At 35.7% G+C, this 19,542-nt stretch carries 18 protein-coding genes; 5 read left to right on the forward strand and 13 right to left on the reverse strand.

Going from position 1 to position 19,542, the window contains the following annotated elements:
- Window positions 1-268: 268 nt before the first annotated feature.
- The 4 genes from KI343_RS13295 (at window position 269) to KI343_RS13310 (ending at window position 4,472) form a co-directional block, all read left to right on the forward strand.
- A complete protein-coding gene (locus KI343_RS13295; RefSeq protein WP_212926912.1) occupies window positions 269-922 on the forward strand; it encodes a TetR/AcrR family transcriptional regulator in 654 nt (217 codons plus the stop codon).
- Between the two features lie 249 nt (window positions 923-1,171).
- Window positions 1,172-1,297, forward strand: a complete 126-nt coding sequence (locus KI343_RS20180; protein WP_280530142.1) for a helix-turn-helix domain-containing protein — start codon at window positions 1,172-1,174, stop codon at window positions 1,295-1,297.
- 1,417 nt (window positions 1,298-2,714) lie between these two features.
- Window positions 2,715-4,157, forward strand: coding sequence for a sodium/proline symporter (locus tag KI343_RS13305; RefSeq protein ID WP_244856935.1), 1,443 nt, complete (start codon window positions 2,715-2,717; stop codon window positions 4,155-4,157).
- Between the two features lie 72 nt (window positions 4,158-4,229).
- Window positions 4,230-4,472 (forward strand): alpha/beta-type small acid-soluble spore protein, encoded by a 243-nt coding sequence (locus tag KI343_RS13310; RefSeq protein ID WP_212926914.1) that lies wholly within the window; start codon window positions 4,230-4,232, stop codon window positions 4,470-4,472.
- Between the two features lie 222 nt (window positions 4,473-4,694).
- Here the strand turns inward: KI343_RS13310 and KI343_RS13315 are convergent, their stop codons facing one another.
- From KI343_RS13315 to KI343_RS13345, 7 genes are all read right to left on the reverse strand, one after another.
- The gene (locus KI343_RS13315; protein ID WP_212926915.1) at window positions 4,695-5,756 is read right to left on the reverse strand and encodes an NAD(P)-dependent alcohol dehydrogenase; all 1,062 of its coding nucleotides are present in this window, start codon (window positions 5,754-5,756) and stop codon (window positions 4,695-4,697) included.
- A 181-nt stretch (window positions 5,757-5,937) separates the two neighbouring features.
- Window positions 5,938-7,296 (reverse strand): PTS cellobiose transporter subunit IIC, encoded by a 1,359-nt coding sequence (gene celB, locus KI343_RS13320; protein ID WP_212926916.1) that lies wholly within the window; start codon window positions 7,294-7,296, stop codon window positions 5,938-5,940.
- A 21-nt stretch (window positions 7,297-7,317) separates the two neighbouring features.
- Window positions 7,318-7,800: a hypothetical protein gene (locus tag KI343_RS13325; RefSeq protein ID WP_244856945.1), complete on the reverse strand. Its 483-nt coding sequence runs from the start codon at window positions 7,798-7,800 to the stop codon at window positions 7,318-7,320.
- 188 nt (window positions 7,801-7,988) lie between these two features.
- Window positions 7,989-8,312, reverse strand: a complete 324-nt coding sequence (locus KI343_RS13330) for a PTS cellobiose transporter subunit IIB (RefSeq protein ID WP_212926917.1) — start codon at window positions 8,310-8,312, stop codon at window positions 7,989-7,991.
- Window positions 8,313-8,481: 169 nt separating this feature from the next.
- On the reverse strand, window positions 8,482-9,816 hold the full coding sequence (locus KI343_RS13335) for a 6-phospho-beta-glucosidase (protein WP_212926918.1): 1,335 nt from the start codon (window positions 9,814-9,816) through the stop codon (window positions 8,482-8,484).
- Window positions 9,803-10,138: a PTS lactose/cellobiose transporter subunit IIA gene (locus KI343_RS13340; RefSeq protein WP_483874252.1), complete on the reverse strand. Its 336-nt coding sequence runs from the start codon at window positions 10,136-10,138 to the stop codon at window positions 9,803-9,805. The genes KI343_RS13335 and KI343_RS13340 overlap by 14 nt, the downstream gene beginning before the upstream one ends.
- Before the next feature lie 393 nt (window positions 10,139-10,531).
- Entirely contained in the window at window positions 10,532-12,469 is a 1,938-nt protein-coding gene (locus tag KI343_RS13345) for a BglG family transcription antiterminator (RefSeq protein WP_212926919.1), read from the reverse strand.
- A gap of 386 nt (window positions 12,470-12,855) precedes the next feature.
- Between KI343_RS13345 and KI343_RS13350 the strand changes: the two genes are divergently transcribed.
- The gene (locus KI343_RS13350; protein WP_212926920.1) at window positions 12,856-14,268 is read left to right on the forward strand and encodes a YfcC family protein; all 1,413 of its coding nucleotides are present in this window, start codon (window positions 12,856-12,858) and stop codon (window positions 14,266-14,268) included.
- Window positions 14,269-14,488: 220 nt separating this feature from the next.
- Here the strand turns inward: KI343_RS13350 and KI343_RS13355 are convergent, their stop codons facing one another.
- From KI343_RS13355 to KI343_RS13380, 6 genes are all read right to left on the reverse strand, one after another.
- A complete protein-coding gene (locus KI343_RS13355; protein ID WP_212926921.1) occupies window positions 14,489-14,791 on the reverse strand; it encodes a hypothetical protein in 303 nt (100 codons plus the stop codon).
- Window positions 14,792-14,910: 119 nt separating this feature from the next.
- On the reverse strand, window positions 14,911-15,318 hold the full coding sequence (locus KI343_RS13360; protein ID WP_212926922.1) for a hypothetical protein: 408 nt from the start codon (window positions 15,316-15,318) through the stop codon (window positions 14,911-14,913).
- Window positions 15,319-15,365: 47 nt separating this feature from the next.
- The gene (locus KI343_RS13365; RefSeq protein ID WP_212926923.1) at window positions 15,366-15,581 is read right to left on the reverse strand and encodes a hypothetical protein; all 216 of its coding nucleotides are present in this window, start codon (window positions 15,579-15,581) and stop codon (window positions 15,366-15,368) included.
- A gap of 32 nt (window positions 15,582-15,613) precedes the next feature.
- The gene (locus KI343_RS13370) at window positions 15,614-15,985 is read right to left on the reverse strand and encodes a hypothetical protein (protein WP_212926924.1); all 372 of its coding nucleotides are present in this window, start codon (window positions 15,983-15,985) and stop codon (window positions 15,614-15,616) included.
- A gap of 402 nt (window positions 15,986-16,387) precedes the next feature.
- On the reverse strand, window positions 16,388-18,007 hold the full coding sequence (locus KI343_RS13375) for an amidohydrolase (protein ID WP_212926925.1): 1,620 nt from the start codon (window positions 18,005-18,007) through the stop codon (window positions 16,388-16,390).
- 30 nt (window positions 18,008-18,037) lie between these two features.
- Window positions 18,038-19,435, reverse strand: coding sequence for a sodium/glutamate symporter (locus KI343_RS13380; RefSeq protein ID WP_244856937.1), 1,398 nt, complete (start codon window positions 19,433-19,435; stop codon window positions 18,038-18,040).
- Window positions 19,436-19,542: the final 107 nt, after the last annotated feature.

Raw genomic sequence — 19,542 nt, forward strand, 5'->3', positions numbered from 1 at the left:
CTTTTGCCCCTGCTAAAAGCAATGCTTTTAGCAGGGGGCATTTCTATGATGTCTTGATTGCTTCCCACCGTGTATAATTCTCTTTTCCCATGATATTTCACTTTCTTTCCTTTATAATAATTATAAAAGCAACTATCTATTATAAATGGCTTTTGAGCTGAGTTTAGATATTCAATCCTTCTAAGCTATCTACCATCCCAGTAAATTTATATTCAGCAATACATAACAATTCCTTTATACATGTATAAAATCGAAAAGAGGGTTTTCTATGCGTTACGAGAGATATATTGATGAGAAAGAAAAAGAAATATTATCCAATCCTACTGCACAAAAAATATTAAATGCCTCGATTGATATTTTTTTGGAGAATGGATACCATGCTGTCACACTAAGGGATATCGCTAATCAGACAAATTCGAATTTGGGGCTGATACCGTATTACTTTAAATCAAAAGAAAACCTGGCAAATTACGTCTATAAACACATCGCTGACTCTGTAAAACAACAAATTATCGATATTGATTTTAGCCATTTAAATGCAATTGAAAAGATTTACATATCCACCATTCTCTCTTGGCATTACTTAGATAAAAAAGAAGATTTTTCAAGATTTTTCTATGAATTTTATGAGTCAGCTGGACCAGCAAAATCACCCAGTAAAGAATTCACTGATATGTCCTACAAGATTATCTCCGAACATAATTTACAAGTGAGCATGGCCGAAAATGAAATCTTTTTTAATGCGATGATGGGTTCTGAATGGGTACTGACCCTTAAAAGGCATAAAGGAGAACTAAATATTTCATTAGAAGAGATTGTTAATCTATTACTCTCTAATTATTTATATAACATTGGCTTATCTGATAAATTGATTGCGCAAACAATTAAAAACAGCCTGGATTTTCTAGAGGGATTGAAATAAGCATATTAAATTTCACTTATAGTTGGCTATTCCTAAGAAGAAGCAGTTTATATAAGGAGCTGCTCTCCGTTAGTCCCGTTAAAAATAATGTTGGTGAAATCATACAGTATGTTGGCGTGTTTAATGATATTTCTCAAATGAAGAAATCTGAGTAGACTGTTAAAAACCTGAACGTATTTTGTAAATTAAATACGTTCAGGTTTTTCTAATGAAAAAAAACTGCAATACGAAGGAAAAATTGCCGCACAAATAAAAACCACGCGCCACCAATATAAAATCTCCCAGCAGCATCTTGCTGATTTAGCAGGTATTCCTAAATCAACAATTGGAAGAATAGAAGCAGGCTTAACAAGCCCTAAAGTAGATACCCTATAACAAATATTCAAAGCATTAAATACACCATTTGTTATTGATGGAACTATCAATCATAACCCTAAAAGTATATCTGCTGAATAAGTTGCTTTGTTTTCATAAATCGGCATGAAAACAAAGCAACTTTTCCAAACCATTCTTCCTGACATGAAAACTGAATTCGCCCAGTTTACAGACCTTGATAAGCAGATTTTTTTCCCTGATTTTCTATGCTATACAGCTATAAGATGACAATTTATCTAGAAACTAATAAAACGATAATTAGGTTTGATAACCTCTATTACGTTTAATCTTCCTTCTTTCAACTCTTCAAGATACTTCTCATAAGTATAATCAATTGAATTTAATATCTCTGAAATCTTATATTGGGGGTTTTTACTCATATAATAAATAATTAAACCCATTTCTACAATAATCACATATCATTTACACCAGATTCAAAAATCAAAAATAAACTCATTAGTAACGTTTGACGAACACCCGTGTTAATGCTATTATTAGATTATAAATTAAACTCGAGAAAATGAGTACTTCTCTTCTTTGAAATGGGTCATTTCGGTGATTCCCCCAAAGAATGTCAGTACTCTTTATTTATGTTTAAACAACGTACTCGTTAAAATAACCCGTCTGTATTCTGCTCATCGATTAGTTACAGATGAAGCTCCTTCATCTCCAATGAGAAAGGAACCCTTTTATCTTTAAAACACTCCAAAAATTGATAATTTAGTTTTTTCAATTAAATATTCCTTCATCTTCGAATCTCTCATACCTAATTATCAATATCCCTCAATCAAATAGCAACTTACGTTCGATAAATTAGCACTTATAAATACATATCCAACCGTAAGCGATTTTTAATATAACCTATTCATCAAATTCTACTCAATCATGCTCCTTAAATTCGTAATAAATAATCCCCTAAAAAAATGGATTATATACGTACCAAGATTGGAACAGAACGACACCAGGAATTATCCAACTTTCGAGCAGGCGTTAAAGGTGTGCCATCTGTCTTAAAACGAGTTTATCAATTAGAGCATTTACCTAGCAGGGGACGATTGCGCGAAAAATCTAGATATACCTTGATAATCGACCAAAACTTCAAAAGATGAAGGAAATCAAAAGGATGGTTCCGGTCACTGTATAAAGGGTGGAGATTTCCCAAAATTCATTTGTAATACAAAAATCGCACTAAAAAAATGAAATTAATCTGTTGCCCTCATTAGAAATCCCCACCCAGTCCCCACATTGCCCGCATGGGTATATCTATTGACCAAGCTAATAAGACAACCCCCTCATATTTCTCTCTCCTCAAACATATAATACTCCAAACTAAGATTGGGGGAGATAATAATGTAATTTTCCATGTGTATCCACTCTATGTCCCTTTCTTCAGAAGGAATGACAAAGGGGGATGTTTGTGAACAATACCATTCTTATCGTTTTCATTTTGTATTTTGTCATTATTATCGGAATCGGTTACATCACGAGCAGAGGAAAATTAAGTCATGAAGATTTTTTGTTAGGTGGAAAAAAACTACCTGGCTGGGCTTTGGCTTTTTCCGAACGCGCCACTGGTGAATCAGCATGGTTGTTACTTGGCTTTACCGGATTTGTTTTTACCACCGGATTATCCGGGATATGGGTTGCTGCCGGGATTAGTTTAGGTATTATTTTTTCTTGGTTGTTTTTAGCGAAACGGTTTATGCAAGAAACCGATAAACGAAAAGTATTGACACTCCCAGATTATTTGGCATCTAACTTTAAGGAAAAGGCCAGTTTAATCCGCTGGGTTGCGACCATTCTAGTTGCGAGTTTCTTCATGTTCTACGTCGGTGCTCAGTTTGCTGGGGCAGGAAAGTTATTTCTGACTTCATTTGATATGAATCCTATCCTTGGAATCATTATTTCCACTATTGTCGTCATAGCCATTGCTTTTTTTGGCGGATTTATTTCAGTTGTTTGGACGGATATGGTTCAAAGTATTATGATGTTATTAACTTTGTGCGCCTTACCGATTGTTGCACTGTTCTACATTTATAACAATGATTTATCCATCAGCCATTCACTTGTATCATCTGGAGGTTCTTTTAATTCATGGTTTGGGGGTGCAACAGGATTTGCACTTGGTGTCCTATTCTTCAATAATTTCTCCTGGTTTTTCGGCTATTTAGGTGGCCAGCCGCAGCTAAGCACAAGATTTATGGCATTAAAAAATGAAAAAGAAGCAAAGCAGGCTACTATCGTCGCTATTATCTGGACCATCATGGCATATACAGGAGCTTTCCTCATTGGTCTTGCAGCAATTGCGATTTACAGCCAAGCTTCTTTCTCCGATGTTGAAACGATACTTCCAGTAATGATTATGGATCTGATGCCACCATGGATTGCAGGTGCCCTGCTGGCAGGAATTCTCGCAGCTATCATTACGACAGCTAATTCCCAGTTGTTAGTTGTCACAAGTTCCGTGAGTGAGGATATAATCCATAAATCACTAGGGCTGAAATTAACTGATCGTCAATTAGTTTGGACATCGAAGATCACTATCATTATCTCAGGTATTATAGGAATGGGAATTGCACTTACATCGGAATCTTTAGTTTATCTTATCGTAAGCTGGGCATGGTCTGGAGTCGGTGGTACACTCTCGCCTGCTATTTTAATGACCTTTTTCTGGAAACGCTACTCCAATACAGGTATTATCGCGACAATTATTTCTGGCTTTGTATTCACCGTGCTTTGGATTAGCACACCACTAGATACCATCATCACATCCCGATTCACTACCTTTTTCATCGCAGCAATATTCGGTATTGTATTTAGTTTGTTGTTTCCTGATAAAAAACTGGACGCCGTTAAATAAACCACACTTATCTTTCAGGTGTGGGTTTTCTTTATATTTTCGGAAACTCTATCTCATAAGGAGGTGTTTTAAATGGCAAACAAAGATCTCAGTCAATTCAAGGGCCGTGTAATGAAAGCAAATGGCTATAACGTGGATAAAAATAACCCTGATGATGTGAAATATGAGGTTGCTGAAGAACTAGGCATTCCTCTGGAAAAAAGAGATAATGGACAACTTACCTCAAGACAGGCGGGAAAAGTTGGCGGGCCAATTGGTGGCAATATGATTAAAGAAATGATTAACATGGCCAAAGAACAGATGAAACAAAAATAATCAATATTCCTCTGCTGGTTTTACGCAAACTTCTGTTATGCTCTCACATGGAAAATCATGATTAGACGGTAAAAAACGGAACGTATTCAAATTGAAATACGTTCCGTTTTTTTAGTCGTGACAAGCAATTTGTTAAGCTTATTATCCATTTTTATATTTAAACTTCCAGCTTCTTCTTTTAAAACACACTTCTGTATTATTCTACCTTAAACCATCGATTAATTAACTATTGGGATAAACGATGACTTTCAAACACTCATGCTTATAATTTAATGCTCGTTCCATGCCTTCTTGTGTATCTTCTAGCGAGTACTTATCTGTCACCAGTTTTTTAATATCAGCTATACCAGAGGCTAGAAACTTTATTCCTTTTGGATAGGTATTGGCGTAGCGAAAAATCCCATGAATATCGATTTCATTGTCTGCGATAAATGGCACATTCAATGGAATTTCACTCTGAGCCGGCAATCCCACTATTGCAAGTTTCCCACCGCGACGAACGGAAGATAATGCGGATTGAAGAGCTAATGGATTCCCTGCTGTTTCCCAAGCAACGTCAACTCCCTTACCATTCGTAATATGCATTATTTCCTTATCAGAGTTCTGTTCCTTGACATTGATGACATGCGTAGCTCCCTGTTGTTTTGCAGCTTCAAGTCGTAACGGTTCTAAATCAGTCACGATTATTGTGGTTGCCCCAAATGCTTTAGCTGCCACGACAGCCATGAGGCCAACTGGGCCCATTCCCATAATTGCAACGGTCGATCCAGGTTGTAGTTTTGTTCTCATTGCAGCATGAATGCCAACAGAAAAGGGCTCAACCATAGCTGCTTCTTCATATGAAAGAGAGTCTGGGATAGCAAACACAAAATCTTTTCGCATTTTAATATATTGAGCAAACGCTCCATCCACTGGCGGTGTTGCTAAAAATTGTACTTCAGGACAGAGGTTGTAACGCCCTTCTTTACACGCTTCGCAATGGCCACAGGTTACGCCTGGTTCTACAGCAACTCTGTCGCCGACTTTAAATTCCTGAACAGATGAGCCGATAGCCGCAATTTCCCCAGAACATTCATGACCAAGGATAAATGGTTTCTCCACGACATATTTTCCAATTCTGCCGTGGGTATAATAATGTAAATCTGAACCACAGATTCCAACTGCTATAACCTTAATTAAAACTTCATCGTGATCAATTGTCGGTACCGGCAATGTTTCCATAGTAATATTCCGTGGATCGTGCATTACTGCTGCTTTCATTTTTGTGGGTAATTTGTTATTCATTAGGATTTTCCTTTCATATCATTTTTTATGGCACTCACCTATCCACTGCGTTAAAGTAGTGAAGGACTAATGCTGTTTGCTTTTGTAAAGACTTAAAAATAGGATCATTACTAAGATGGTGTCATAATGATCCTATTTTTACTTTATTAACTAAAATTATTTAATTTTCTAATGCCTTGGTTTAAATTAATGATTCCTCACCTTGTTCCTGCTTAACTAATTTATTATCATACATTTTAATGAAAGGAAGCCAAATGAGAAATGCTACAAAGGCACAAATCAAGGCAACAATTAAAGCCATATAATCCCCACCTGTACTAATGAAAGCACCAATACCTACAGGGGTAGGCCAAGGCATATGTGCAATTATCGCTTCAATTATATTTAGTTTAATTGCCCAGTAACCAATTGATGCTGAAACCATTGGTGCTAGGAAAAACGGAATTGCTAAGAATGGATTATAAACGATTGGCAGTCCAAATATTAACGGCTCATTAATATTAAAAATACCAGGCGCAAGAGACGCTTTACCTAATACTCTTAATTGTTTAGATCTAGCCAAAAACGCTATAAATATACATAAACCTAAAGTTCCTCCCGAGCCACCAACAGTTACGAATGCGTTGTTAAATTCACCTGCAAATGGAATGTTTGCTCCAGCCATATTAGATTGCAAATTCGAAAGAAAGATAGGAGTAAGGAATCCAAAAACAATCGTAGCTCCGTGGATACCCACAATCCAAAGAGCATGGACGATAAAGTAAATAACTAGAATACCTAACCAGCTATTTGTGATATTAACCACAAAGCCAAAAGGAATCGCTACTATTTTAAATATATCAGTACCTAATGCGATTAAAATACCGTTAATTACTAAAACAACGAAGGCAACAAGAAATGCTGGAATAAGCGCTGTGAATGAACGAGATACGCCTTCCGGGACACTTTCAGGCATTTTCACAATCCAATTTTTCTTCACACACATCCGATATAATTGCACAGCCAAAACAGACATAATAATTGCCGCGAAAATCCCTATAGCTCCTAAACGACTAACACCGTCTGCAACCATTTCCCAACCATGAGCAGTTATATTGTCACCATCAACATGATGCACGAGGGACATCTTACCATTATTTAATACCAATTCAGGAATAGTCATGAAAAACGCAAACATCGATAGTAAAGCACCGTTTAAAGGACTTAGATTTAATTCTTCTTCTTCAGCATATATTTTTGTATACTCATAACCAATAACAAGACCAAAATAGATTGCTAATATTCCCATCGTTGCTTTATTTGCTAACATATACAAATCACTAATTCTAAAGAAAGTGTTATCGAAAAAGCCTTCTAAAAATGTAAGTGTCTGTGGTAACACGTTTAACACTAAAAACATCGAACCTACAATCACAAATGGAATAGAAGCCATCCCTGCAGCCATGATTGCACGTACAATTCGTAAGGATGCTATTTTACCCATGGGACCCATTAGATACTTTTCCAGGAAAGCAAATACTTTGCTGTTTTCTGACTCCATAGAAATACCTCTCTTCTAATATTAATTAATAGCTTCTTCATACTGCTTAATACGTTCATAATGTTTGTCCTCATCATGTTTAATCCGGTACAATCGGTAGAGGATTAATGCACTTAGCAATATCCCAATAGCCAAAATTATTAAGACTAATACCTTAGACTTCTCTTGATTTAAGAGAAAAGGATATAATTGAGTGAATGACGAAGAAAAGCAAGTCGGTAGTATTAGAGCAACATTTGTAAAAAGCAAAATTTTAAAACTATAATTTGTATATTTAGCATTATTCGTATGCTTGCTGAACAATTTTACTTGCTCTACAACACTGAATAACAATACGATAATTAACACTAATGGGATAAAATACAATGATGAATCGCTCATTAACAGTGAAAGTAGCCAGTATACATTCGTAAAAAAGAACAAAGCAGAAACATACCTTACAAGTAAATATCGGTTAAAATACATCGATTTAATGCTTAACTTTTTTCTGTTTTGCTCTATCATTGACACTTCATTTTTTCCCATATATAAATCCCTCATTTACTTACCAGGCTCTTCACTGCTATAAATAATTTGATAGTAAAAATATAAAACCAGCAGGTATCGTTTATTTTATACAGTGAAGAAGCCATTTTATTTGGGTAACTAACCACATTTCAATGTGCTTTCTTTATGATGCATAGTTCTGAAAATCATTGATCTGGAAGTTCTTTTAAAATAACATCTCCTAATTTTTCAATGCCCATAGGAATAGGAACGTATGCTTGTGGCGGGATATTCGTAACAGGTTTTCCTACACGATCACCAGCTTCTTTAAACTTTTGATAATACATTTTTGTTTGAGGACTTATCAAAAACAAATCAAAGTCACCTTTTTCAATCTTTTTATTTCCTTCAGTTGCACCGGTTGCCTCTATTTCAATATCATTTCCTTTGTTTTTTAAGTACTCTGTCGTCTTTTTTGCCATTAATGAAGATGACATACCACCTGCACAAATAATTAGTACTTTTTTCATTTTAATTCCCCCATTATATTTATACTTTTTAGATTTAGATTGAAAGACCTGTGAATGGGCTTTAACATATTCTACGAATTAGTTAAAACTTTTCTATTCACTCCTTTAAGTTTCAGCAATTTTACTTCTATAAATCCAGGGACCGTATCCCCAGATTCATATGTTTATATTATTTTACTGTTTCGGTTTGAAAAAATTGTGGCAGATATTCTTTATGTGCCTCCATCATCTCAGCCACAATTTTTTTAGCAATCGTGTCAGATGGTGTGAGTGGATTAATCGCTAAAGCAAGTACAGCTTTATTATAATCCCCTGTTACAGCTGCTTCCGCTGATATCCGCTCGAAGGATTTAATTTGTTGAACTAATCCTCGTGTTGCTACTGGAATATCACCCACCGCTAGAGGTACTGGACCATCCTTTGTAATAATACTACTCACTTCAACAGCTGAATCTGCTGGAATGCTTGCGATTGCACCACGGTTCATTGTGTTAACCGGCTGTATATCACGCTTATCTGTATAAATGGAAGTAATCAAACGAACAGCTGCATCGGAGTAATATGCTCCTCCACGTTCCTCCAATTGTGGGGGTTTAATGTTTAAATTTTCGTCTTTATATAATTCGAATAATTCTTCTTCTAATCTTTGAACGACTTCTGCACGTGTACCTTCTTCTTCAGCGCTCTTAATTGCCTTTTCCAACATTTCATTTGATTTGTAGTAATACATATGATATGGACATGTAAGCGCACTTAATGCTTGGATGAATTCAGGCTCCCAACCCATACCATCTATATTTTTAACAAAACTACTATTCTTAGGATCGGATAATTTCTCAATAACCTCTTTTTTGACACTAACACCATCAACATATACATCTAATCCATAGACCATATGGTTTAAGCCTGCAAAGTCAATCCGTACCCGAGAATGTTCAACATCTAGTAATTTAGCAATTCCCATCTCCATTCCAATAGGAACATTACATAAACCGATTACTTTATCAATGTTAGAGTAGCGAAGAACAGCTTCTGTGACCATTCCTGCTGGATTTGTAAAGTTAATTAACCATGCATCTGGACAAAGTTCCTCTATATCTTTACAAATATCTAGAATGACTGGAATGGTACGCAACCCTTTAAATAATCCACCAGGTCCATTTGTTTCTTGACCAAGAACTCCGTATTTAATTGGGATACGTTCGTCTTTAGCTCGCGCTTCAAGACGACCAACACGGAATTGGGTAGTTACAAAGTCAGCATCCTTTAATGCAGCTTTACGATCTAGTGTTAAATGAACATCAATCGGAAGACCAGCGTTATTAATCATTCGTTTGGCAAGATTCCCCACAATTTCAAGTTTTTCTTTTCCTTCTTCGATATCAACTAACCACAATTCTGTAAGTGGAAATTCATCGTACCGTTTTATAAAACCTTCAATTAATTCCGGTGTATAACTTGAACCACCGCCAATAGTAGCTACCTTTAATTTATGATTTGACATAATAATCCCCTTTCGATAAATTAATTTTTTTATGAAGTTCAATTACTTCTTGAGCTAAATCAATCACTGTAATTGCGTTCATTAAATGATCCTGTGCGTGGATGAGTAATAAACGAAGTTCTACTTCTTCCCCACGAATTTCCCCCTGAATAAGGTCTGTCTGGTACCGATGCGCTTTGCTCATTTCTTCGTTTGCTTCTTCGATTTTTTGTTCAGCTAACTCGAACTCACTAGCTTTTGCATGTTTCATTGCTTCCATTGCTAGAGTTCGAGCATTCCCGCCATACAAAATAATTTGGAAGCTAATTTCTTCTACACTCATCATATGCCCTCCTTGGATGGATTGGATAAGATCTACATTTAGATTAATTAATTTAGTTGATTTTCCGTCTGACTTAAAGCAGTCTAATGAACTGATTCTAATCATTTCATTTATTTCTTCCCTGCTTATACATGTACCTTATCATGAAAGCGTTTTCACTTGAATCCATACTTTTTCCTTAAGCTAACGGAAAACGTTGTACCAAATTAATATGTTTTAAAACAGCGGTAAAATAAATAAAAGTTATAAGTAAGGATTTCACTTACCTATAACTCTATAAAAATAATTAAATATTTTATACGCGGCTAATATAACAGCATGTTTTCTTTAGAAGGCATTTCGTTTTTATTCTTTCTTTCCCAATTGGATTTCGTATCAATGGTTTCAACGCCTCTAATACGTTGCGTTTAATACCTCAATAAATCCCTCTTTTTCTTTACAACATATGAGCTGTTTTACCTTTTGTTCGTTTTCAACAATTTCAATTAAATATTCATACATCCGCTGCAAATCAGGTGTTTTATTTTCTCCTAAACTTAATAAACAAACAAATTGCACCCGGTTACCACCCCAATCAATGGGCCTTTTCAACGTACAGAGCGCCCAGAGGGTCTCACTTGTAAGAGGTGTCATTGGATGAGGAATGGCGACTAAATTTCCAAAACTGGTTGGCGACAGTCGCTCTCTTTCCAAAACAGAATCACCAAACGATCCATCTACATATCCAGCTGCCTTTATCTCATTTACTAGAAACTTGATTACCTCTTCTTTTGTCTGTAAGTCCTTTTGAAGAAAAATAAGATCCTCTTTCACATAGTCAATTTTATTTTCGGTCCGATTTTGTAAATAATCCTCTATTTTGCCAATATCTTCTGTCCCTAATATTGTATTTACATATATAATCGGAACTGACAATCCTATTTCAATAGGAATCGTTGTAAGAATAAAATCTATATTTTGTAAGGAGGTTTCATTTAAACGATAATAATCGATGGTATCCACAACTACGATTCTGTTAAAATAAATGGATTGCAGTTTGTACTTTAGTAACATGGCGCTCCCCATACCAGATGCACAAACGATGATGCAGCGTTTAACGCATTGATTCATTTTTTGCCTATACATAGCTACACTGATATGCAGTGCAATATATCCAATTTCATCCTCATCCATTTCAATTCCTAATCTTTCTCTTAAAACTTTACTTGCTAAAATGGCGGCATCAAATGCAAGGGGATATTTTGTTTTCATTTCGTCAAGCATTGGATTTCGTACATTCATTCCATATCGCAGGCGGTTTATTGCAGGCTTTAAATGGAATCCTAACGCAATGAAGAGTTCCTCATCATCTTGTAGGCGTAAATTCAATCGGTTATCAATTTTTATTAGGATTTCGTTTATTATATCTTTTAAAGTATTATTAACAAATGATTCAAACTCTTGTTTATTTAAATTTGTATTTGCTATTTTATTGGTTCCTAACAGATGAATGGCTATATACGCTATTTCCGTTTCTGGAAAGGACACATTCAAAGCAATTTCAATTTTCGTTACTATTTGTTTAGCTACGTCGTATTCTCTTTGGTTGTATATCCCTTCAAAATCTTTAGGTGCAAGCAGTACATAATTTTTATCTTTTATCCGTTTACAAGCAATAGCGAAATGAATACTTAAATTATTTAGCGTAATATCAGACATCTCAATTTCATTTGTTTTCGCTTCTTCCAAAATAATCGTTTTAATTTTATTGATTTCTTCTTTTGAACAGATGAAATCCAGCTGATTTTGCATATCTACCCAAATTTCTTTCCGATTAAATAGATATTCCGATAAGCAGAACCGTAAATTCATTTCTTTACCTTTTACTTTAATTCCATAATATGGTTTACTCTCTATTTCAAGTTTAAAACTTTTTAATCTCTTCCTTACCTCTACTAGATCATTTTTCAGTGTAGATTTGCTTATATATAGTTCATCCGCAATTTCTTCTAATTTAATATAGCTATTCACTAGTAGGAGTTTTCTAACAATATAATTAACACGCTCTTCATGGGAATTCGGTGATTTACTTGTTGAAACTGCAGAGTTTTGGAATATTTCTTGCAAAAACAACTTGAATGTTTTACTACTTTGAATTTCTAGTTCATATCCAATTCCTCTAGTTGACTTAATGCACCCACCATTCTGTAATATGATTTCATTAAGTTCCTTTATATCATTCCGTATCGTTCTCGATGTTACTTGAATACGATTAGCTAAATCATTACTCGTTATTGGGGATTTAGCAGACATTAGCTCTTTTAGAATCAGCATCATCCGACTAGTTAGCATCCCATTCACTCCCTGCCATTTCTGTGATGTATTAAGCTGGTGGAATATTTATCTCTAATATAGAATAAACAGACGGTTAGATAGACCCAACCTATCTATCTATTTTATATCAATATAATACTCTTTCACAAATTTTTGATAAATTTTGACATGAGTAAGTGGTAAGTTGATATGAATTAGAGTTGACAGGGAACGGGGAGGTTTCCATTCCTCATCCTAGGTATAAGTCTTATAGTCCCTAAATACTAAATGAAATACTGTAAGGATTAGAGGCTCTTGTTAGTTATTTTTTAAAGTATTTCCACTATTTCATATTGATTTAAAGTATAAACTTTAATATAATCAATCTCAATTCTAAATTTTTAAATAGGACGAGGAGGTACTCTATGTCAAAACAAGAAAATGCTAAGAAAAAGAGATTTTCACTTCCGGATGCATATGTTATTTTATTTATTTTTTTATTACTTGCTGCAATATTAACGTATATTATTCCAGCCGGCAGTTATGAGAGAGAAACAGCTGAAAACGGAATTGATGTCATTGTTCCTAATAGCTACAACCAAATTGAGCAGCAACCCGTCAGTGTTATTGAGTTATTTAAGTCTATTCAAGATGGGATGATTGGTGGTGCTGGGCTGATCTTCCTTGTATTGACAATTGGGGGAGCTTTTGCTGTTATCGAAAAAACAGGAGCCATTGATAACCTAATTATGAAAACTATTAAAGGTACGCAAAACCGAGAATGGCTGTTAATTATCATTGTGGCGGCATTATTTTCAATATTTGGCGCATTAGGGATTATCGTAAACGCAGTAATAGCGTTTATACCTGTAGGAATTATTCTTGCAAGAGCCATGAAGATGGATGCAATTGTTGGCGTTGCCATTATTTATTTAGGAGCTTACGCTGGTTTTGCAATTGGATTTTTAGATCCAATGACAACTGGGTTTGCACAACAAATCGCACAGATTCCGTTATTTTCAGGGATCGGTTTTCGTATCATTATGTATATAACAACAGTTAGTGCAACAATCGCTTATATTATTTGGTATGCAAATCGAGTTAAAAAAGACCCAACAAAAAGTATTCTTAGTGATAATCCTTTTCCAAAGCTCCACGAGAAGTCTATGGATGATGTAGATGGCAAATTAACTCCAATCCAACTGCTCACATTACTTATTCTTGTAGCTGGTATTGCCACTTATGTTTATGGCGTTTTCCAACTAGATTGGGCAATCGATGAAATGGCAGGTATATTTATCGCAGTTGCTATCCTTGCCGCTATTATTTCAAAAATGGGAGCAAACAAGATGGTGGAGGAGTTTATGAATGGTGCAAAAGGAGTATTATATGGTGCACTCATTATTGGTATGGCTCGTTCCATTGTTGTTGTCTTAGAAAATGGATATGTACTCGACACCGTTGTATATGGGATTGCAACCGTTTTAGAACCATTTTCCAGTATTACAGGAGCCATAGCAATGTTTGTGGGAAACGGAATATTCAATTTAATCGTTTCTTCAGGAAGTGGACAAGCAGCAATCGTTATGCCAATTATGACACCCCTAGCAGATCTAATGGATATACCAAGACAAGTTGCGGTTCAAGCCTATACATTAGGAGATGGTTTTACCAATATTATCACACCGCTATCTGGTGTATTGATGGCTAACTTAGCAATTGCCGGCATTCCTTGGACAAAATGGTTAAAATTCGCTATGCCACTTGTAGGAATTTGGTATGTTATCGGTATTATCTTTATTGTGATTGCAGTTTTGATTAATTGGGGACCGATGTAAAAAAAGAGCAAGCATGTGCGAATTAAAGGTCGGGTACATAAATTTTAGATTTACAGGGTCATATCTCCTTTATAGCCATTGCTGTGCTATGATATCTGATATCTAACTTAAAAAGCCTGCATCATCAATGATTTGCAGGCTTTTCACTTATGTTTTTGGTTAATTTTAACTCTTCCTTCAAATAGAAAGCTTCTTACTAAAGTAAAATTTATCTATAATTTTACAAACCCAGAGCCGCACGAATAGTCAATATAGAAGCTGTACTGTTCAAGCCTTTTTCTATCCATTTTAAATATTTGTTTGCTTCAGTCTTATTATTATTCATTAATGATTCTTGAAATTTTTCAAGAAATTCGAAGTTTTGTTCTTTGCTTATCTCATCTTTAGAATGTATTTCAATCTCTCTCTTTAGTTCTTCTAGGTCTGATTTTGTTATAGGATATTTTTCCATAAATTTGCTCTGAATGTTTACATTTTCTAATTTCGAGGGATTAAAGCTGTTACTAATCTCCTTATCTCCCACATGAACACTTCCTTCAAAATAATTTAACACTATATTTAGAGAGTTCACTATAAGAATTTCTAACTGTTCTGCACTAAAATTGCTAGTCCAATCAGGTTTAAAATGTTCTGATTCTTGTTTTATAGATGGAGGGATAAAGCTTGTTTGTCTATTAGAGTTTTTTCAACTTTTTTTCTTCTGATGTATTCTTTATAAGAAGGATTTAAATCAAACCGCGGGAAAATATCTCTTTCGTTCAATCCAAATTCATGCCCACATTTAGGACAACTTAGTTCTTCACTCTCAAGTTGATTTCTCGTATCAACTTCACAGACCGTTTGATGACAATCAAAATTGAGGCATCGAATTTCCCATTTAAGATGTAATTCATCTACTTTTACTAAGTCAATGAGATGCGGAAAAATATCTTTTACAGGAGTATTGACGTATTTAGCTACTGCAGTTGGATATAAACTCTTCACGGGAGACATGGCCAACATTTCAATGTATTCAAGAACTTTATCCCTGATTTCATACTGAGCAACCATACGTTTCCCTCCTAATTTGCTAATTTTACTATCTATATTATAACGTTTTATCGAGCATACGCAATTACTTGTTCAGTTGCAGGAGTAGCAAAAAATATGCTACGCGATTTCATTCCCACTCTAATTGTATATTCTTTTTCTACCGCTTCTTCATTAAATCTAAAACGAATAAATCCACCCTGGTGCTGTAAATTAGGGCTAAGATAATCAAATAATGGCAGTCCTCTAATTTCACTCTCTCCACCAAGTCCAACTTTTCCCATACCTGACAATATTAATGCAGAAAAAGGTACACTTATTTTTTGATTACCAAAAGCTTTATTAGCTTCTTGAAGCTGTTTTCAAGTTCATCCGAATCACTCGTATTAAAATAAACATCTAAGGCAGTCAATACATTTGCTACAGCGCTACTCTGCTCTTCATCAAATTCCTCCAAAATTATCTCCGGTTTAGATGTTGCATCAATTAACTCGCCTTTTAATTTATCTGCTATATCTCCTATCATATGATTACATGGCGCTTCCACCTGACTTAAATTTACTTGTTGTTTCAATAAACGAGCTATTTCTTTAGCAATAGTCGGGAGGTGATTAACCTCCGATTCCGGGTAGAAGGGTCGCCCAATCGGCGATCCCTCCACAGAGCCCGGCGTGCGAATTTCTCGCACCGGGCTCTTCAGAAATCGTTTCAAAGTATTGACGTATACCTTCAATTTCACAAATAGAATTGAAAGCCTAGAACGCCCTAAAGGAAAAATCATTTCTATTTCGTTGAACTTTTCCCATGTTATATAACTTTTCAGGCTCCTACTACTTAACATTCTCTTCCAATAACGTTCCTTTATTTTATAAATTTATGTTATTGTCCAAAAGTTACCGGCTATTCCATAATAGCTAAAATGACCTCATGGCTCGGGACTTCAACCCTTGAGAGTGTGCACATTGCTGGCGCACAAAATAACTCTTGCTACATCCATCACAACAAGAGTTATTCCATGAACAATTGCTATATTAAAAAGCTTCAACATCCTGTCACATTCAGGGAACATTCAAACAGGCCCCCTATCCAATCATTTAACCAAAACTTCCTTCCTATAAATCGTTTCTCCGTCTTTAATTGTCTCTAAAACCTGTATATCTTTAATATCCATTTTATCTACTCTCAATGGATTCTTATCTAATATCACTAGGTCCGCTACTTTACCTTCTTCCAAACTTCCTTTATTCTTTTCTTCAAAATATTGATATGCGGCATTAATGGTTACTGCTTTTAACGCTTCATAGACGCTGACCCGTTCCTCTGATCCAATACTAACACCATTTCTTGTTTGTCTATTGACCGCACACCAAATCGTATGCAGCATGTCTGGTTTGACAACCGGTGCGTCTTGGTGAAAATTGACACATAAACCTCGGTCATATGCGGATCTTACAGGACTTATACGTCTTCCTCGTTCCTCACCGAGATTTTTCAGATGTACATCCCCCCAATAATACGTATGTGCTAAAAAGATAGATGGAATCATAGATAATTCAGCCATTTTATCAAGCTGGTCATTTCGTACTGTCTGGCAGTGAATCATCACGGGTCTTAAATGGTTTTTATTTGGGTTATTTGATTCTTCTAAGGAAGCTTGATAATTACGTAAAAGTTGATCGGAGGCAGCATCCCCATTACAATGCGTCAGCAGCTGTACGTTATCATTAATGGCTGCATCCGTAAATTGCTTCACCTGCTCATCCTTATACCAGGCATACCCCCGATAACTTTCCTCTCCCTCATATGGCTCTGTCAGCCAAGCAGTCTTCCCTTGAGGGGATCCGTCCAAAAACATTTTATAACCGCCAATTTTGAAACGATTTGTATATTTTTTGGCATATGTCTCGTTTTCTTCCATAATCCTTTTGGGTTCGGCATCAAAGACTGGATAAGCAACGACATCAATTTTTAGTTTCTGTTGCTGTGCTAGTGCCTTTAACAATTCAATGATATCTTTTGAAGATGCACCGTCTTGAGCGGTAGTAATTCCATATTTAATATAAGTATCCTGTGCTATCTCAGTAAGCTTTAAATAGTCTTGTTTTATATCTTTAAAAAACCTCTGCTGTAATACCATCATGGCATTTTCTTCTAAATAACCATTAGGCTCATCGCTGCCTTCTACCCGGCCTATTGTTCCCCCTTCTGGATCTGGCGTATGCTCATCAATTCCTACTAATTGTAATGCTAAATCATTGGTACAGCCCAAATGAGCAGAGGCGTGTAATAGAAAGATGGGATGCGCAGTGGATACTTGATTTAGAATTTCTTTGGTGGGATGTCTATTCTCCTCAAGAAAATTGTTATCATAACCGAAGCCGACTACAATATCCCCTTTATTCAAGTCCTTGTTTTGGATATAATCTTTCAATGTTTGAATGATATCGTTAAAGTTATTGCATTCACTTAAATCTGCCATTGATGAAAATTGACCAACCATGGAAATATGCCCATGTGGATCGATAAAAGCTGGCATTAATGTTTTACCCTGCAAATCAATTTTTTCAGCATGATGCTCAGCTGCCTGCTTCACTTCCTCTAAACTTCCTTGCATTTTAATTAGTCCAGCTTCTATTAAAATAGCCTCTGCGTTATCATGTTCTCCTGTCATCGTAATGATATCGCCGCCATAATATAATTTTTGCTTCATCATACTTCACTCCTTATTTCTATATTTAGATTACGCTAATGATTTCTCTTTACTTTTCAATGTTCCGGAATTTTCTTTAAAGTCATATGTTCTCTTGCCCCAAAGCTTAAATACTTTTAATAAAACTAAATAGATGGGAACAGGCACTAATAACCATAGAATACCTACTGTGATAGACAGGGTTCCTGCCATGATCATCATAATTGTTGCAACTGTTACATAAGAGAGCATCATAGGGATATTCATCATGCCTAATTCAATAGCTGTGGTGGAGCGCAATGAAGGTTCAATAATTCTTACTAACGCGATTCCGCTCGGTACTGTACCTAGAGAAGTTCCTAGCAAGCCAAGCGTTCGGGAAAAATCGTTGTCGCCTCCCAATCGTTTCCCAAAATATAAAATCACAGCGACTGTTAAAATAGTGATAACAATGGATTCAATAATAATAGGGACGATCCACTGCCCGATGATACTAAATTGAACAGCCATAAAGGAACAGACGACCAGATAATCTGTAGACCAGCCGGTAATTTTTGTTTGAAACGTATTATCGAGCAAATGGTCAAGCCGCAGCTTTTTTAATACCATTTTTACAAAATAGCCAGCCAGCATCCCGTAAATAAACAACATACCGCTAAGACTGGGTCCAGCCACCGGTATCAATGAAATAATATGCGCCATCCCCAAAGCTAGAACATAACAAATACCAATCATCGTGAAGTGAAATGTCATCGTATCCATATTTCCGCTAAAGACGGTTTCCTGTCCAATTGAATCTCTTTTATCACTTTTGCTATAATACCCTCGCTTCATATACGCCTTCACTTCGCCCTCTCCGAATTTCTTAGCTAAACCTCGTTTCAGTCCATATTTCGCTAGAGGCACTCCTACTAGAAAACAGACAATAAAACCTATAGCCGCAAAGGTAAGGCCTACCATGGCTGCATTTTCTATTCCATACTGTTGTTCAAAAATGGAGCCGAATGTAGCTGCCTGTCCAGGCCCTTGCGTAAAAGCAAACGGAATTAGTAATCCATATAACGTATCCATCCCAAAATAACTGCCAATAAAGAGAATTACGATAGCTCCTACTGCAGGGGTAAGGGCATACAATATGTTCCAAAGCATTCCTAAACCGACAGCTCCTTGAACGATGTATTTACCGATGGATTTTTCTTTACTCCTTTTGTTATTGCTTGTTAAACCAATGGAGATAAACGTAATTGTAAATAACTGCGTGACGATGATAGTGAACAACTCCGCATCGGTTGCGTGGACGAGATTTGTATTCATCACAATCATGCCTAAAATACCAGCGATGACACTTGCCGGTACTAGCATATTTCTTATAAACGGGACTTTTAATCTTATAATCATACCGACACAAAGCATTATACTAGCAATCCCAAAAGCAATCATAAAACTCATATTTATGACCTCCTCCAAAGAACAGTCTATTTTTTGAATATACCTTTTATTTATACTATGAGTAACAGCTTTCCGAAAATATCCGAATGTTCGTACTGACTATTTAA

The organism is Oceanobacillus sp. J11TS1 (genome assembly GCF_018333215.1).
GTDB lineage: Bacteria > Bacillota > Bacilli > Bacillales > Amphibacillaceae > Oceanobacillus.

Excerpts from the sequence above, each read along its gene's own strand:
- KI343_RS13295 (WP_212926912.1), top strand. The coding sequence starts at position 269 with ATGCGTTACGAGAGATATATTGATGAGAAAGAAAAAGAAATATTATCC.
- KI343_RS13310 (WP_212926914.1), top strand. The coding sequence starts at position 4,230 with ATGGCAAACAAAGATCTCAGTCAATTCAAGGGCCGTGTAATGAAAGCA.
- KI343_RS13315 (WP_212926915.1), bottom strand. The coding sequence starts at position 5,756 with ATGAATAACAAATTACCCACAAAAATGAAAGCAGCAGTAATGCACGAT.
- celB (WP_212926916.1), bottom strand. The coding sequence starts at position 7,296 with ATGGAGTCAGAAAACAGCAAAGTATTTGCTTTCCTGGAAAAGTATCTA.
- KI343_RS13325 (WP_244856945.1), bottom strand. The coding sequence starts at position 7,800 with ATGATAGAGCAAAACAGAAAAAAGTTAAGCATTAAATCGATGTATTTT.
- KI343_RS13330 (WP_212926917.1), bottom strand. The coding sequence starts at position 8,312 with ATGAAAAAAGTACTAATTATTTGTGCAGGTGGTATGTCATCTTCATTA.
- KI343_RS13335 (WP_212926918.1), bottom strand. The coding sequence starts at position 9,816 with ATGTCAAATCATAAATTAAAGGTAGCTACTATTGGCGGTGGTTCAAGT.
- KI343_RS13340 (WP_483874252.1), bottom strand. The coding sequence starts at position 10,138 with ATGAGTGTAGAAGAAATTAGCTTCCAAATTATTTTGTATGGCGGGAAT.
- KI343_RS13345 (WP_212926919.1), bottom strand. The coding sequence starts at position 12,469 with ATGCTAACTAGTCGGATGATGCTGATTCTAAAAGAGCTAATGTCTGCT.
- KI343_RS13350 (WP_212926920.1), top strand. The coding sequence starts at position 12,856 with ATGTCAAAACAAGAAAATGCTAAGAAAAAGAGATTTTCACTTCCGGAT.
- KI343_RS13360 (WP_212926922.1), bottom strand. The coding sequence starts at position 15,318 with ATGGTTGCTCAGTATGAAATCAGGGATAAAGTTCTTGAATACATTGAA.
- KI343_RS13365 (WP_212926923.1), bottom strand. The coding sequence starts at position 15,581 with ATGGGAAAAGTTGGACTTGGTGGAGAGAGTGAAATTAGAGGACTGCCA.
- KI343_RS13375 (WP_212926925.1), bottom strand. The coding sequence starts at position 18,007 with ATGAAGCAAAAATTATATTATGGCGGCGATATCATTACGATGACAGGA.
- KI343_RS13380 (WP_244856937.1), bottom strand. The coding sequence starts at position 19,435 with ATGAGTTTTATGATTGCTTTTGGGATTGCTAGTATAATGCTTTGTGTC.